Annotated in this window: 14 protein-coding genes and 1 tRNA gene; 1 reads left to right on the top strand and 14 read right to left on the bottom strand. The window is 39.4% G+C overall.

The genetic code is table 11. The features are described from left to right. Positions 1 to 17: 17 nt before the first annotated feature. From ACFQZS_RS08455 to ACFQZS_RS08410, 10 genes are all read right to left on the bottom strand, one after another. The gene (locus tag ACFQZS_RS08455; RefSeq protein WP_377099185.1) at positions 18 to 839 is read right to left on the bottom strand and encodes a type II toxin-antitoxin system YoeB family toxin; all 822 of its coding nucleotides are present in this window, start codon (positions 837 to 839) and stop codon (positions 18 to 20) included. Between the two features lie 37 nt (positions 840 to 876). Then, complete coding sequence (locus tag ACFQZS_RS08450) at positions 877 to 1986, bottom strand: AAA family ATPase (RefSeq protein ID WP_377099183.1); 1110 nt, start codon at positions 1984 to 1986, stop codon at positions 877 to 879. Then, on the bottom strand, positions 1983 to 3461 hold the full coding sequence (locus ACFQZS_RS08445) for a GmrSD restriction endonuclease domain-containing protein (RefSeq protein WP_377099181.1): 1479 nt from the start codon (positions 3459 to 3461) through the stop codon (positions 1983 to 1985). Before ACFQZS_RS08445 ends, ACFQZS_RS08450 begins: the two co-directional genes overlap by 4 nt. 907 nt (positions 3462 to 4368) lie before the next feature. Then, positions 4369 to 4821, bottom strand: a complete 453-nt coding sequence (locus ACFQZS_RS08440; RefSeq protein ID WP_377099179.1) for a helix-turn-helix domain-containing protein — start codon at positions 4819 to 4821, stop codon at positions 4369 to 4371. Positions 4822 to 4823: 2 nt separating this feature from the next. Then, positions 4824 to 5156, bottom strand: a complete 333-nt coding sequence (locus tag ACFQZS_RS08435; protein ID WP_377099177.1) for a type II toxin-antitoxin system HigB family toxin — start codon at positions 5154 to 5156, stop codon at positions 4824 to 4826. Positions 5157 to 5234: 78 nt separating this feature from the next. Continuing rightward, positions 5235 to 5744 (bottom strand): hypothetical protein, encoded by a 510-nt coding sequence (locus ACFQZS_RS08430; RefSeq protein WP_377099174.1) that lies wholly within the window; start codon positions 5742 to 5744, stop codon positions 5235 to 5237. Then, positions 5741 to 6655, bottom strand: coding sequence for a relaxase/mobilization nuclease domain-containing protein (locus ACFQZS_RS08425; protein WP_377099171.1), 915 nt, complete (start codon positions 6653 to 6655; stop codon positions 5741 to 5743). Before ACFQZS_RS08425 ends, ACFQZS_RS08430 begins: the two co-directional genes overlap by 4 nt. Beyond that, complete coding sequence (locus tag ACFQZS_RS08420) at positions 6630 to 7022, bottom strand: plasmid mobilization protein (protein WP_377099169.1); 393 nt, start codon at positions 7020 to 7022, stop codon at positions 6630 to 6632. The genes ACFQZS_RS08425 and ACFQZS_RS08420 overlap by 26 nt, the downstream gene beginning before the upstream one ends. A gap of 133 nt (positions 7023 to 7155) precedes the next feature. After that, positions 7156 to 8397 carry a site-specific integrase gene (locus ACFQZS_RS08415; RefSeq protein WP_377099166.1) on the bottom strand — a complete coding sequence of 414 codons (1242 nt, stop codon included), beginning with the start codon at positions 8395 to 8397 and terminating at the stop codon, positions 7156 to 7158. Positions 8398 to 8668: 271 nt separating this feature from the next. Next, positions 8669 to 8742 (bottom strand) — tRNA-Pro (locus ACFQZS_RS08410). Positions 8743 to 8993: 251 nt separating this feature from the next. On the opposite strand from ACFQZS_RS08410, the gene ACFQZS_RS08405 reads away from it, so the two are divergent. After that, complete coding sequence (locus ACFQZS_RS08405) at positions 8994 to 9974, top strand: hypothetical protein (RefSeq protein WP_377099164.1); 981 nt, start codon at positions 8994 to 8996, stop codon at positions 9972 to 9974. A 92-nt stretch (positions 9975 to 10066) separates the two neighbouring features. Here ACFQZS_RS08405 and ACFQZS_RS08400 read toward each other — a convergent pair whose 3' ends face one another. The 4 genes from ACFQZS_RS08400 to ACFQZS_RS08385 all read right to left on the bottom strand — a co-directional run bounded on the left by ACFQZS_RS08400 (position 10067) and on the right by ACFQZS_RS08385 (position 14910). After that, positions 10067 to 10651, bottom strand: a complete 585-nt coding sequence (locus ACFQZS_RS08400) for an LOG family protein (protein ID WP_377099162.1) — start codon at positions 10649 to 10651, stop codon at positions 10067 to 10069. Between the two features lie 88 nt (positions 10652 to 10739). Then, positions 10740 to 12209 carry an IMP dehydrogenase gene (guaB, locus tag ACFQZS_RS08395; protein ID WP_377099160.1) on the bottom strand — a complete coding sequence of 490 codons (1470 nt, stop codon included), beginning with the start codon at positions 12207 to 12209 and terminating at the stop codon, positions 10740 to 10742. A gap of 174 nt (positions 12210 to 12383) precedes the next feature. Beyond that, positions 12384 to 13673 carry a M16 family metallopeptidase gene (locus tag ACFQZS_RS08390; protein WP_377099158.1) on the bottom strand — a complete coding sequence of 430 codons (1290 nt, stop codon included), beginning with the start codon at positions 13671 to 13673 and terminating at the stop codon, positions 12384 to 12386. Beyond that, on the bottom strand, positions 13666 to 14910 hold the full coding sequence (locus ACFQZS_RS08385; RefSeq protein WP_377099156.1) for a M16 family metallopeptidase: 1245 nt from the start codon (positions 14908 to 14910) through the stop codon (positions 13666 to 13668). Before ACFQZS_RS08385 ends, ACFQZS_RS08390 begins: the two co-directional genes overlap by 8 nt. Positions 14911 to 14938: the final 28 nt, after the last annotated feature.

Raw genomic sequence — 14938 nt, 5'->3', positions numbered from 1 at the left:
ATGAAAATTCCCCAATTTTAATGAAATTCATAATGGCCTTTGCAGGCCAAAAAAGTGACTGTGTTGTTAACAATACAGTAACTTAATCGATCACCATGAGTAATTCTTTTGGAAGCCTCCTTTCCTCGATATTTTAAATTTTCTGTTTTGCCTAAACCGCCGTTAAACGGATGTAACTCAACATCTTTCATCAATTGTAATAAATATCTAAAAGTGTCTATATCATTTTCCTTCCAATCTAAGAATTGAGCCATAAAAGATTCCGCAAACGCTAAAGTGAATTTTTCAAATCCAAGAAATTTTATAAGTAATTTCTCATCTTTTATTAGCGATCCCATACAATCCCTTGCCCACTGGTCAATTTCGAGAGAAAATAAATCACTATCTAAGCAGATATTAAATACGCTTACTGTTGCGTTTTCATCAGATTGATTATTTGTTTTTTCGATATTTATCTTTCGATTTCTCCATATTGGATGTGAATCAAAGCTAATTACAGGCATCGATTTAATAAAGGCAATTGATAATCCAAATGGTTCTTTATTAGTTAAATCTTTAGCAACATTCGCTTTAAATGTGCTCTCAAGGTAAGAATCAACTTCGGTCTGTTCCAAGTCGTCAGTGTAGGGACTCTTGCAAAGACCTAATATTAGGTTTTTTAGAGTTGGAGATGTTAAATTTGAAAGCCATTCAATAAATGTCTGTGTTGTCGTAACCTGTAGTGTTGAATAGTTGCCTTGGAAAGTAATATGGTTAAAGTCGTATTTATTTTTTGCTGATCTAAACGTTTTTAGAAACTGCTCAAATCTTTGAACTGCAATTTGAGAAGTATCAGCCAAAGGGTAAAAGGATAATTCATTGCTTATTAGTTGCATATTACAGGAGCTTTAGCAATTGATTGCTCCATTCTTCCAGCAAATCTTTAGGGTAGTGACTTAATTCTCCTTTTCTATCCACTTCAATCGTTGAAATTTTAGATTCATGAACCTCCACATCGCCTCCCCTTTCAAAATATTGAATATTGACATTTAATGGATTGATTTTTTCTTCTTTAACAGCTACTCTTACCCCATTAATAATATGATCACTATGGGTCTCTATAAAAATTTGGGCACCCATTTCCGCAGCTAAAGCAGCCAATTCACCTATTTTAGCTTGTCCTTTTGGATGTAGATGTGATTCCGGGTTTTCAATAATTATTATCTTACCCGATTTTGCAGTAAGTAAGGTTAAAATCACAGGAAGCGCATAAGTTAATCCATAACCCACATTTATTGGCTTAAATTCGTTAGTGTAACCACTTTCGGTCTCATATTGAAACCCTAATCTTACAAGGTCGACGCCCTTGATATCTTCAACTATTAACTTTACCCCCGGACTAATTTCATTTAGCCATGCATCTATATTGTGTATTAAAATTTTTGACTTGGATTTTTCATGTATTAAATTCTCATTTTCTAAATTATCTAAGCCATAAACAGATAGGTAGTGTACTGCGTATTCACCATATTTACCTATTTGCTTATTTTGAATAACTTCAAATTCGGATTTTTTATACGTTGTTTGTGGAATTATATGTTCAGCATTTAAATACTGAAAATCCTTATTAAATACCCCGCACCTTCTTAAAATCTCTGTATAGCTCGTTTTTCTTTCTACAGGTAAGATATCAGCATCAGGTAGATATCCAAAGGTCCAGTAGAAATTATATTCTTCTGTATTGATTTTTATTTCAATATTTTCATCCTTTCCAGCGTACTGATTAAATACGTCTTTACCTGTCCCCAATTCAATGAGACTTCCTTTAAGGGTCAATCCTTGATCTTCCAACATACCTTGTTGAAATGATTGCCTTAACAACAAAATGGCCTGGATAAACGATGATTTGCCCATCCCATTCAAACCAGTAAAAATGTTGAGATTCTTTATCGGCAGTTTAGCTGATTTTAGCGATTTAAAATTGCTAATGGAAATCGCTTTTATCATTCTGAAATTTTGTTTACTAAATTCTGAATTTCCGAAAACCTAGTTATTACTCTTGTTTTATCTCCTGTTCCTGAACTCAATGATGCTGTGAACTTTACATCGTTATTTAAGAGGTCCATAAATGCCTCTTTTAAAATCTCCTTTTTTAGAACTAGCATTTGTATCGTCGAAGCTTCTAATTTAGATAATATAACGGACCATACTTCAAAAAGCGCTTTATTTATGGGTTTTCTAGAATCGTTTTTATTTAATCGTTTCCGGAATGCATCCTGACCGAAAATCTTAACCGCCGCACTCATGGATTTTATGAAGTTTGTTTTAATTAATTGTCTTTCCGCTTCTGTAAGATTCTTTAGTGCTGCCATAGATTTGTTCATAAAAGTGTCAAGATCCGGTTGATAATTTTGATATGGATTAATATAAAATGATATAAACCTTGTAACAAAGTCTCGGTCTTGCATTCTGTCTTTTTTAATTGAGTAACAAGTGGCTTTACGAAATTCCTCTATAACTGCTAAGTCTCTCACAAAATTAGCAGGTATTCCTTGGTTCATTGCATGCCTTATTTCTTGAGGCTCGAGCATCAATCCCCCGGTATTTATGCGTTTAAAAATATTGTATTTAACGTCGTCTGGAGTACCTGGATTAATAATATAGACATTAATCTCTGATTCCTCAATCCTTCTTTGAAGATCTCGAGGAAGTTCATCAAACCCTAAACTGTTAAATTGCTTCAGGAATTCTAGTTTCTCCAATTTAAGACTTTTATCAATTACAAAGTTTTTAAGGCTACTAATTCTCTGCAGCCCATCAACTACAAGCCATTTATTGTCTTGAGTTCCATCAAAGTAAAAAGCGGGTAAGGGGAAACGAATAAGTATTGACTCAATAAGTCTACTCTGCTTCGTCTTGTCCCATAAATCATTTTTTCTCTGAAAATCAGTAAAAAAATTAATTTCTCCCTGTCTGATTCTTTTAAAAATCAAGTCGAGAATCATCGATTTACTCGTAATATCTATCTTTTTAGGGTCAAATGGTTTGATTATTTCTAAGTCGTTGTCGTCAATTGAATTTTCTTCAAATTCCACCGAAGGATTAATAGTGTCAATTAAAATTGAATCATCAATATCTTTTTGAATTTCCTGATCGTCATTATCTATTTCAGAACTTTTAACGGTTTTCTTTACCTCTTCTTTATCAACGACATTTACTTCTTTACCTTTCAATGTTAAAGACCAAATTCCTCTAGAAGTCTTTTCAACTAGTCCAAATCTTTTTAAATAATTTCTAGACCAAGCTAATCGATAGACCAATTTAGTCATTGTCCCTCTATGAATGTCTGTGATCTCTTCATCAGTCAAATTCAAAAGCTCGGCAACCCGATTTTCAATATCCCTAATATGGGCCTCACCGCCTAAGTCCTTTAAGGCTTGGAGCGTCGGGTTCATCAAATCATCAAATTGGGGAATTAGCATGTTTAAATAATAAATTCAAATATAACTATTAAATCCATTTGTAATTTCATTGCCAAACTCAATGGTGGCAATACTGCTTTAAATGTATTTGTTAAGCTTCTGTGCGGTGCGCCTCTTACTTACCATCGCAATATTGGGTATGATTGCCAATTATTAACAGTCCATCTAGAATCAATTTGCTAGCTAATAGTGTGGGTGGCAAAGAATTAGTGAGTGGTAGCCTGGAATGACCTTAATGATTGTACCGCCATAGCAATCAGCAAAAGAATTGGGAAACGATAAGTTGGTTCTTGGTGTTTGAAACATCGTATTATTGCTTATAGAAGGAGGGGATCGCTCACCATAGGAATCAATCTAATAGCAATGCGTTAATTAGTATTAATATTAAATTGATCGTTCGTTTTGGGCCTATAGTCCTTAAGTTTAATAAACTGATCAGACTTTACCAGCAGCTTAAAGAGCATAGGAGTTAACTGATCGGATGCGGGGCTTGTTGTCGTATGCGTTTCCACCGCAATTTTATAACTGCCAAAAAAGTAGTATTTTAAAATTCAGCTTTTATAAGCGCCATAACCGAACATACCATCCCATTTTTAACGCTTAAGCACCAAAAGCGGAAACAACGGAAGCTGTCAAGGGTGAGTGCCGGCCTTAAAAAACAAATACATGGCACTCATTTATATACCCTTTAATGCTTTCGTTGTGCAGGCTATCTTTGCGTCTGGCGGTGAAAATATGATGAACTAATTAACCAAGTCTTCGTAGTTATGCCGAGGTACGAGGCATTTCTGCGCTATTTAGCGAGGCTGGTGACGAAATGGAACCCGGCGCGACAGCGCGTGGTGTAATGTAGTAATCTGCCGCAGCGATTATAGCAGTCCTTTATTGTTTGCTATAATACCTTAAATTAATGTTTAGCTGCGTGAATTTGCTTAGAAGTATTTATCAACCCTGGATTAGTGTAAGTATCAGCAGTAGGTGTCAACTTATAGTGCCTGTTAAAAGCTTCCTGTCTTACTTTGAAATAATCAGCAAGTTTTCTAATAACTTCTTTAGACAGTCCCTTTTTATAGTTTAAAATATCAGATACGTAACCTTTACTAATGCCCAGAATATTAACTAAATGCTGCGGTTTCAAATGATGATCCTGCATAAAGGAACGTAGTAAGGTAATAGGATCGCTATCTTTAAACGTGTTGTTTTCCTCGTCGAATTTTTCGATCAATAACGTTAGCAGATCAATTTCATCCTGTATTGCATCGTTATTATCACCAGAGAGTAAGCCTTCCAATTGGTTGCAATATTCTTCATACTGGTTTTTATCTTTTATGACGGTATATTTTAAAACTGTTGTTTCCATCTTCAATAGAGATTAATTGTATACTGTTCACCTTGTTTGCAAACTTTATCATATTCTGCATGAGTTCCCATCCAGCAAACAAAAAGATGTACCTGCTTTGTTCCAAATACGTATTTGCAGATCATCCGGTAATTGTTGCCGCCAATATCAAATACCACCCTATTACTGCTTTTCCCTAATAGATCAGCAGTGTTATAAGTGAATTTCATATCGCCGGGCTGTTGCCAGTCGGCAAGTTTCAACTTTTCAGTCCAGTCCTCCAACGAAGATTTACTACGTGGTTGAAGCTTTGCAAACTCTTCCAGCGTTTGTTTTTTAATCAGATGAATTTTCATCTTATGCAAATTTAAATAAAAGTTCACAAAAAGAGAACTTTTAAAATGAAATATTTATTCTTTTTTTTCTGCTAATGGTTATTGGTTGGCTTTTTCCCAAGCTTCATCCATTCGTTTTTTTACTAACTTACTTTCTGCGTGGTTATTCATATAATTCCACGCTTTGACGTATCGGTCAGCCTGTTGATTGTATTCTTTTATCCTCCAAACGTCTAATCCTTTTTGTGCCAAAGCAAATAAGAACACTAATCCCATTAATAGAATTCCCCAGGGAATAAGGCGACCGAAGACAATTTTATAATATTGGCCCTGGTTGGTTTCCGGAAATAATAGGAAACGATATTGCTTTACAGGCTGCTTTGTTAAATCCAATTGCTGGATCTTTTGTGATAGCTTCTCAATCAGTACATTATCTCTGTTCTGCTTGAGTTCATGCAGTTGACCATTTATATCAAGCAACTCCTTTTTATAGTCAGGTATTCTTATTTCAGGTAATTTAACTTCCTTTTTATCATAACTGTTTATAGTCACGATCACTTGTTGCAATACTTCCTCTATTGCTTCAAGCTTTTCAAGTGTATCATTCATATCCTTCTCCCTTTCTTAAGTTTACGTTTAGTTCTTAATAACTCAAATGGTGCTTGGGCGTCCTGTTCGTGGTCGGGTTCTAATAATTTGCCTAATAAAGATGCTCCGTGTTTATCACTAAATGAGTTGCTGTTAGGAAGTGTTATGCCGTTTACCGACGCAATCTGTTGCCGCTGCCCATGTTGTTTATTAAACTCAATAAGCTGAATTAATTTGCCGTAGCTTAAACTCCGGTCTATTTCAGAACCTTTGAATTTAGTAATGCCCTTACTGAAGCTGATTCCTTGAACATTGTCAGTTCCGCTTAGATACTTATAATGAATTTGTATTCCTTGCTTAAGAAGTGCTGCTTCCAATTGCTGCCAGTTTTGCGCAACTTTAGCTACCCCTTTGATGGCATCATACATTTCATATTTGATTTGATCTGAACCTTTAAGGCGTTGCCTATTCACTTGAACTTTACCCTCCGCTAAATGATAGCCATATTTCAAGGTAATTTCTTTGCATACTTTCGCATTAACAACTTTCTGGTAACGGTCAGTGATGGTCTGCCCATCATTACCCACACGATTGTAGACCAAGTGTAAATGCGGATGCTGCCTGTCTGTATGCTGCACAATCAGATATTGCGTATCTCTGATTTTCATTTTGTGCATGTACTCCTTTGAACGCTCAACCATGATCGCATCATTAAGCTTTGCTTTATCTTCGCAACTCCAACTTAAAACGATATGGCCAACAGCTTGTCCCAAGTTTGGGTTTAGCTTACGCTGAAAATTAAAATCGCTGGCAATGTCTTTAACGCTTGTTGTACGCACGCCGCTTGCATCCAATATGCTTGCTCCATTCCGCTGCAAATTGTAGGCTATGCACCCGGCAAAGCTTCTACCTGTAATCACTTTCCCTATCATCGCCAATTACTTTTTTAAGCAACTCATTTATCTCAGCCATTAGCAACCTGCAATTTCTTTGGACGCTCAGCAACCCGTTTAAGTGAGCCAAGTGTGTGAGCTGATTAAGGTTATTTGCCATACCAGCCAACACGCGCATTTGTCCCGCTTCCTCGGTAGTCAACCGGGATACGACTTTCGCCTTTTGTGCTGACTTTCTGAAAAAATCGCTGATTGAAGTTCCGGCATTTTTGGCTTTAGTGGCAATAGTAAATTGCTCTAAATCCGTTAACCTTATCATATAAATATGGCACCGTTTTATTTTCTTTTGTGGCCTGCCGCCTTTGCTTCGGATCACTTTTTCTGCTTTACTTTTTTGGTCTTCCATCACTACCTCCTTTAAATTCCTTTCGATTTCCCCTTCTGCAACCAACGGGCGCAGAAGGCAAGTTTGCCGTTTAGCCGCTAAGGCGAAACGAGTTTTTGTATAGCAAAAACACAAACTTGCTCTTTACTATCGGTTATGCCTGTTTCAGGCGTTCTCTTAAGACTTTCATGTCCGAACTAACCTTCTTTTTCTTAACCTTTGAATAGATTTGCGTTGTCCGAATACTTGAATGCCCAAGCATTTTAGATACACTTTCCATGGGTACGCCATTCTCCAAAGTAACAGTAGTTGCGAATGTGTGCCTTGCGATGTGATAGGTTAAAGCGAAATTCAGATTAGCCATCTTACTAATGACTTTAAGGTAGCGATTGGTAGCCTGGTTTGAATAGATTGGAAAGACAGTGCCCGTGTAAGAAGCCATTGGATGACCTCTATATTTTTTAATCAGCTCGACAGCCTCCGGCAACAATAGAACATAAAATTTCTTGCCGGAAAAATTAGCCGTTTTCTGTCTTACCATTTCAATCCACTTTTCACCTTCGATATCAGTTACCAAATGTTCACTACTCAGATTGCACACGTCGGCAAAAGCCAGGCCTGTATAACAGCTAAAAACAAAAGTGTCTCTTACTATCTCTTGTCCATGAATCTCGAAATTCAAAGCCTTGATAGTTTCCAACTCCTCCAATTCCAAGCACTGCCTATCCTTGTGAATCATGTGACGCTCGAAACGAAGGAATGGGTCTTTGACGATCCAATCGTTCTTCAGTGCGATGTTGATCATCTTGCGCAGCCGCTCGATGTGCTTCATGACCGTATTGTTTGTACAAGGGCGCTGGCCTTTATCGGGTTCGCGCTGGCGTAAATAGATCTCAAAATCTATTATAAACTTATAATCGAGTTGAGAAAGGTAAATGTCAGTGCGTTTTTTTCTTTTTAGCAAAAACTCCTTAACATACCGCTCGGTACTATAGTAGTTTTTCATGGTACCTGGTTCCAAAAGCTTTTTAACCTCAGTGTTATGGTAGTTCATTAGGAAAAGCAAAGTTGTTTGCTCTTCCTCACCACCACTTTCCAGAAAAGTCTTGATGCTATCAGCAGTTAGAACTTCTTTATTGTATCGAAGATTGTCGTAAGCAGAGTTAATTTCTGTCCTGGTCTGCCGGATCTTCTCCTGTATCTCTTTTAATTCCTTATCAGCTCCAATTACTTTTTGAAACTTGTGATCCCAGGATATTAACTTGAGGCGGCGTTTCAAAGAAATGTCGACGAACTTCTTGTTAATAGTGATTCGCACATACAAGGGAGCGATCCCTTTGCTTGCTTTATCCTTTTTTAGAAAAAAAAGGATACTGAATGAATTTGTTGTTTTCATACGCGGTTTTACTTATTTGATATTATCCCCGTCGACGCAAATACATTTTGCGACAAACGGATTAAAACACGAAATCAGTTACAAGCAACCACGGGTTGCGAGTAAAAACGCATTGAACAATTTTACAAATTAAAAAGAGGGTGCGATATAGGGCATTTAGAAGTTGATATAACTTTGGGGTTGTTAAGGGGATAATTTTTCAATTATCACAAAAAAACCCTCTAAATCATACAATTTAGAGGGTTTTGATACTTGTTTGGTATCGCTGGTGTCGGGATGGCAGGATTCGAACCTGCGGCCTCCACATCCCAAATGTGGCGCGATACCGGGCTACGCTACATCCCGAAAGGGAATGCAAAAGTACGCTTTAAAATCACTGTTGCAAATAAATTTTAAAAGAAGTTTGCATTAGCTTTACTCTTAGCATTTTATATTTTTTTAAGCTGCAAAAACTAAACTATTTTAATGCAGCCATGTCTATGTATGCAACAATTGCATGACAAGAGGCTAACATTTTTATTACAAATAATTATTAAACAAACTTCGTTGTAATTTCACATTCAAATCAGCTCACCAAAGCTCAACCTAATAAGAACATGAAAAAACCGCTTTATTTATTTCTATTTACATTGCTTACCGGCGTTAATGCGTTTGCGCAGGAGAAGTTAAAAGATGTTCAGGAGACGCCTCAATGGGCCGCTACAGGCGTTAAAGTTGATGGCAAACTCACAGAACTTAATAACTCGTTTAAAGCTTATAATAAAACCGTAAAAGCGTTTTATACCATCAGCAATGATGCCCGTTTTATTTATCTGCAGTTAAAAACAACTGATGCAACTACCATAGCCAAAATACAGGCTGGTGCCATTACTTTTGCGGTGAACACAGCAAATAAAAAGAAAGAGGACGAATCCTTCCAGATTACCTTTCCTGTTATTACCAGGGCAACACGCGGGCAACGCGGTGCAGGCGGATTTGGTGGCGCGGCAGGCGGTGGCAGAGGCGGTCCAGGCGGATTTGCCGGCGGCGGTGGCATTCCAGGATTTGGTGCTACAACTGATTCTGCCAGGAAAGAGAATGAAAAGCGGTTTTTAACTGCTGCTAAAGAAATAAAAGTAGTGGGCTTTAAAGATATCAGCGATTCGCTAATATCTGTATATAACGAATACAGCATTAAAGCTGCTATGGATTTTGATGCTGAAGGAAGCTTTAGCTATGAAATAGCTATTCCGCTTAAACAAATGGGGTTAACTCCCGGCGACGGAAAAGAAATAGCCTATAACGTTAAACTTAATGGTTTGCAAATGGGCGGCGGACGCGGCCCGGGTGGCGGTAACTTTGGTGGTGCCGGCGGCGGCGATCGTGAAGTTGTAGTAGGTGGATTTGGCGGCGGCGGTGGCGGCGGAGCCCGTGGTGGTGGTGGTGGCGGCTTTGGCGGTGGCCGTGGCGGCGGCGGCGGATTCGGTGGTGGTGGGCGCCCTGCCGGTGGTGGCAACGCCCGTGGAGGTAACGTTAATTTTGCTGAGTTAGCAGCTCCAACAGATTTTTGGGGTAAATATACTTTGGCTAAACAATAGTCTTAAAAATACATACTAAACAAAAAAGCAGTTCTAAAAAGAACTGCTTTTTTGTTTAGTATAATTGCTGAAATAGGGTACTTATCCGAACATCAGGAAAGGTTCCTGTCTCTAAACCATACTTCATCTGGTTTTATGTCAATGCTGTTCATCATGCTGATCAATTCTATCGGATCACCTGAAGAGAGTACCAGATCACGATTAGCAGGCTTTAAAAAGGAATGCTCTACCATAACATCCATTTGCTTTAGCAACAGATCGTAAAAGCCGTTTACGTTCAATATGCCAACCGGGTTATTGTGCAGCCCAAGCTGCAACCATGTTAATACTTCAAAAAACTCTTCTAAGGTACCAAATCCGCCGGGTAGCATAATAATACCATCGCATAAGTCATTCATTACCTGTTTACGCTGATGCATATTCTCAACAACACGTAATTCGGTTAAGCCCGTATGCCCTACTTCCTTATCCATCAAAAACTGCGGAATAACGCCAATAGCTTTACCTCCGCGCTTTAAAACAGCGTCGGCCAAAATACCCATAACCCCTACCCAGCCGCCACCATAAACCAGTGTAATATTTTGGCTCACCATAGTTCCGGCCAGCAATTCAACAGTATCCTTTAAAATAGGATCACCGTTAAAATTGGCTCCGCAGAAAACGCAAATGCTTTGCATATTATGAATGAGTGAATTAGTGATTTAGTGAATGAAATACAAAAGCACAAATCGCTCAATCACTCATTCGCTAATTCACTCGATAAAACTAACGTGTATAATTCGGTGCTTCCTTAGTTATCGTAATATCATGCGGATGCGACTCGCGGATGCCCGATGCGGTTATGCGAACAAAACGCGCTTGTTGCAGTGCCTCTATGTTTTTAGCACCGCAATAACCCATGCTGGCACGTAAACCGCCTACAAACTGGTATATCACTTCAGATAATGTGCCTTTATATGGTACACGGCCCACAATACCTTCGGGAACCAGTTTTTTGATATCATCTTCCACATCCTGAAAATAGCGATCTTTTGAACCTTGTTCCATAGCCTCAATAGAACCCATGCCACGGTAAGACTTAAATCGACGCCCTTCATAAATTATGCTTTCGCCAGGCGATTCTTCAACACCGGCAAACAGTGAGCCTGCCATTATAGTGCCTGCGCCGGCTGCAATGGCCTTGGCAACGTCTCCGGTGTGTTTTATGCCACCATCGGCAATAACCGGAACACCGGTACCCTTTAAGGCTTCAGCGCACTCATACACCGCATATAGCTGCGGAACGCCTACTCCGGCGATAATACGTGTAGTACAAATAGACCCAGGGCCAATACCTACCTTAACGCCGTCTGCCCCGGCATCAGCTAAAGCTTTGGCTGCGTCGCCGGTTGCTACATTGCCCGCTATAACCTGCAGATCAGGGTATGCCGCCTTAACCTCTTTAACTTTATTTATTACATAAACTGAGTGCCCATGCGCTGTATCAATTGCAATAACATCTACACCTGCTTTAACCAGGGCATCTACCCTATCAAGTGTATCAGGTGTAACGCCAACCGCAGCACCTACGCGTAAACGGCCTAACTCGTCCTTACAAGCGTTAGGGAAATTTTTAAACTTCTGAATGTCTTTAAAAGTGATAAGGCCTATCAGTACACCATTGTCATCAACAACAGGCAGTTTTTCAATTTTGTAGTTTTGTAATATCTCCTCGGCTTGGGTAAGCGTAGTTCCTTTCGGGGCGGTTATCAGATCGGTTTTTGTCATTACATCGCTCACCGGCCGTTTCATATCTTTTTGAAAACGCAGGTCGCGATTAGTTACAATACCTTTAAGTGTTTTGCTATCGTCTACAACCGGGATACCGCCAATTTTATACTCCTTCATTATTTTAAACGCGTCGGCTACAATAGCGTTCTCGTTCAACGTTACCGGGTCCTGTATCATCCCGCTTTCTGAGCGCTTTACTTTGCGTACTTCATCAGCCTGGCGCTGTATGCTCATGTTTTTATGCAACATACCTAAACCACCCGCCTGCGCCATGGCAATAGCCATCTGGGCTTCGGTTACGGTATCCATTGCTGCAGATACCAGGGGAATGTTCAGCCTGATCTTTTTAGTTAAAAAAGAGCTGGTATCAACCTCTCGTGGTAAAACTTCTGAATAAGCGGGGAGTAGTAAAACGTCGTCGTAAGTTAATCCTTCGGCAACAAATTTGGAGTTGTAAGACTGCATAGCAAACAATGATTTTGGAGATATTATTTGCCGGGCAAAGCTAATGATTTATTTCGGATTTCGAATTTTCAATTTCGGATTTTTTTGATTGTTCTTAAAATTGACAATAACTATATAAATTGCCCATCCGTGACCTTTTATAAATTCGAAATTGAACATCCGAAATCCGAAATTTTAATACTTACCAACAATCACTTTATAAAAGCCGTCAAAATTCCAATATTTATTGGCGAGCGCTAATAGCTTGGCGGCTGTGATAGATTTAACCGTTTCTGTATAAATATCATAATACTCATAACCTACACCGGAAAAATAAAGATTTTTAAACTTATCAGCATGCGAGAATACATTCTCTAAACTACCCAACAATGAGCCGAGCATATAATTTTGCACCAATGATATTTCCTCGTCTGGTATAAGCTCCGTCTTTAAAAGGTTCACTTCCTTTTCAATTTCGGCCACGGCATTCTTACAAACATCGGCGCCCACCTCGGTAGCTATAAAGAAAGCCGCGCCATGTTTTAACGAACTCATGCCCGAACCAATGCCATAGGTATAACCTTTATCCTCGCGGATGTTAGCCATTAACCTCGACCCAAAATAGCCGCCTAAAACGGTATTCAGTACTTGCATAGCCGGGAAATCCGGGTGATCGCGTTTTATAAATGGCATACCAATGCGTATGGCAGATTGCAAAGCCTCCGGCTTTTCAATAAAATAAAACTTCTCTGTAGCTGTGGCTACTTCCGGCTGGCTGGTAACGGCGCGAGCATCGGCGTTCTTCCAATCACTTCCAAAAACTGAGGTGAGTTGTTGCAAGGTAACATCGTCAATTTTACCTGCTACTATTAATGTACAATTACCGGGTTGATACATTTGTTTAAAATGCGTCAACAGGTCATCTCTACGCAGTTTATCATATTCTTCAGGCTCAACAGCCATTCCGTACAAGGTATCGCCGTAAACGGCTTTATTAAAAGCACGACGGGCAACTACATCATTCTTTTGCAGGCTTACCTGTAATTTTTGCTGCTGATTGCGTACATATGTATCCAATTCTTTTTGCGGGAATATAGAATCAGTTAGTACATCGCTTACAATTGGCAAAACATCATTCAGGTGTTTGTTTAGGCTATGCAACGTAACTTGCGAATGATCAAAGCCATATTCGGTTGAGAAGAAAGCGCCGTAAAAATCAATCTTATCCGCAATCTCGGCAGCGGTTAAAGTGGCGGTGCCATCCGTCAGCATGGTGTTTACAGCCATGTTAAGCAGAGGCTTTGCAGGGTCAAATCTTACATTACTAAATATCCATTCAATCCGCACCAACTCCTGGTCGCCAGAATTAAATGTAAACAAATTACAGCCGTTAGGTAATACGGTATGTTCTGGCTTAATTAGATCTATGTTCTCTATCGCCTTAAAATCCGGAGCAACACTCCTGTTCAATATATCGTTAGTCATTTGCTTCAGCGTAGTAAATTAAGGTTGACGAATTATCTTTTCTGAACAACTTATTGGCTTGCTCTTTAACCTGAGCGGCAGTTACCGCCAAAAACCTGCCGGTTTCACTATTCAGATCTTCCGCATCACTTAACAATTCAAAATAAGCCAGATTCATCGCCTTATCCAGCAATGACATTTCTGAAAACACCATGGTTGATTCCATCTTGTTCTTAACTTTATCAAGCTCATCCGCAGGCACTTCTTCCGTTTTCAACTTTTCAATTTCCTGCCATATGGCAGCTTCAGCGTCCTCAACAGCAACGCCGGTAAGGGGCTTACCTTCAATAACAAACATGCCTTTATCTAAACTACCGGTCATGTAAGCGTGTATCTCGCTAAAAAATTGTTGCTCTTTAACCAGAGCTTTGTACAAACGCGAAGATTTACCGCGAGAAAGAATATCGCCCAGCAGTTCAATAGCGTGAAACTCCCCGCTTCTACGGCCCGGCATTTGCAGGGCAACATAAATGTCATTTAAAGGAACTTTAGCCGTAACGCTGTCGCGGCGCTCATCATGTTGTTCAGGCTCCTGTTGCAGGTTGCGGTTATATTTTTCGCCTGCCGGGATAGGGCCAAACCATTTTTCGGCCATCAGCTTAACATCTTCTGTTTTGATATTTCCACCCACCACCATAATAGCGTTTTGCGGATTATAATGCTTTTTAAAGAAAGCCTTTACATCCTCCATACTTGCTTCGGCAATGTGTTCTATGTTTTTGCCAATAGTATCCCAGCGGTAAGAGTGGTTTTTATAAACCATTGGGCGCAGGCGCAGCCATACATCGCCGTAAGGCTGATTCAGGTAGCGTTGTTTAAATTCCTCTATCACCACGTTGCGCTGTACTTCAAGGCTTTTCTCGCTAAACGCGAGGCTCAACATACGGTCGCTTTCCAGCCAGAATGCCGTTTCTAAATTAGCGGCAGGCAGGGTTATATAATAGTTAGTAATGTCGTTACTGGTAAAGGCGTTGTTCTCGCCCCCAACCCTTTGTAAGGGCTCGTCATAACTTGGAATATTTACAGACCCACCAAACATTAAATGCTCAAACAAATGGGCAAAACCGGTGCGTTCAGGGTCCTCATCGCGAGAACCCACATCATAAAGTATGTTAAGAACCGCCATGGGTGTCGTATTATCTTCGTGTACAATAACCCGCAGGCCATTGCTCAATGTAAATCGGTTGAATTTAACCATGTATCAATAAATAGTTATAATAGCAGTT

The sequence above is a fragment of the Mucilaginibacter calamicampi genome, assembly GCF_042676765.1.
Taxonomy (GTDB): domain Bacteria; phylum Bacteroidota; class Bacteroidia; order Sphingobacteriales; family Sphingobacteriaceae; genus Mucilaginibacter; species Mucilaginibacter calamicampi.
This window is presented reverse-complemented; position numbering and strand designations above follow the sequence as displayed.